The 1,274-nt window shown below is 51.7% G+C and carries 1 protein-coding gene; it reads left to right on the top strand.

What is annotated here, in order from left to right; genetic code table 11:
• The coding region (locus AC1M9N_RS14440; protein WP_481954967.1) for a type VI secretion system Vgr family protein at positions 1 to 1,274 on the top strand (1,274 nt) is incomplete at both ends.

Below are 1,274 nucleotides of genomic sequence, written 5' to 3'. Positions count from 1 at the left end.
AGCCTCAGCCTAGACCACAGTGGATTGCAACAACAATACGACATCCGACCCTTTATCATGCAAAGCAACGAAAGCGACTACGACTTTCTGACTCGCTTACTACGCAGTGAAGGCATTAACTGGCTCATTGATGAAGCCCAACCGATTGTACCGAGCAACAACAGCCCGATCGAAGCACAAAAGCTCCGCCTGATTGACGACAACAGCCAATACCAAGCCCTTAACCGACGCAACATTCGCTACCACCGCAGTGATGCGACAGAACAATTTGATAGCATCACCAGCTTTATCGGACAACGTAGCCTACAACCCACCGCAGTCCACCTACAACGCTGGCAAGCCACAGCCCTCGAACAAGAAGAAGGCGCAGGGTCAGTCCAAAGCAAACACCAACACAGTGACCACCAAGACAATGCCAGCCTAGGCCTCGAACAAGCATGGCACATCAGCCCTGCATGGATCCAAGACCTCAAAGGCGAAGACCAAGCCACCGCCTCAGGCAACAGCCAAGTCGAAAAACTCAACCAACACCTTAGCGACTACTACGCTGGACAAAGCAAACAATTCATCGCCAAAGCCAGCGTCAGAGACAGCCAAGTCGGCTACTGGTTCAAACTCGATGGACACCCAGAAATCGAACAACACAGCGGAGCTGACCAAGAATTCCTCATTGTTGGCAAACGCTACTACAACCAAAACAACCTACCCAAAGACTTAGACCAACAAGTCCAACAACTGCTACAACGCAGCCAATGGACGCCAAAACACAAGACAGACACCAACCAAGCAACCCACAAGGACCAAGAACGCCAAGCCAGCGAACTCATCCTACAACGACGCAACATCAAAACCGTACCCGAATACAACCCACTACAACATCGACCCAGCACCCATCCGCAACGCGCCAAAGTGGTGGGACCTGCAGGAGAAGAAATCCATGTCGATGAATGGGGACGCATCAAAGTACGCTTCCTATTTACCCGAGCAGAAGACCACCAATTTGATGGGGGTGCCGGCAGTAACAACAACGATACCGATTCAGCTTGGATCGATGTACTGACCCCATGGGCAGGCGAAGGCTATGGCGCACGCTTCCTTCCTCGAATCAATGAAATCGTGGTTATCGACTTCTTTGACGGCAACATCGACCGTCCCTTTGTGGTGGGCCGCCTACATGAAGCCCAACGCAGCCCAACCCGATTTGACAGTCAAGGCCAACTGCCGGACACCAAAAAACTCGCAGGGATTAAAAGTAAAGAAGTCCAAGGCGAAGG

It is taken from the genome of Acinetobacter sp. ANC_7655 (genome assembly GCF_056784015.1).
The sequence above is the reverse complement of the archived record's forward strand: the minus strand, read 5'-3'. Positions and strand labels throughout refer to the sequence as shown.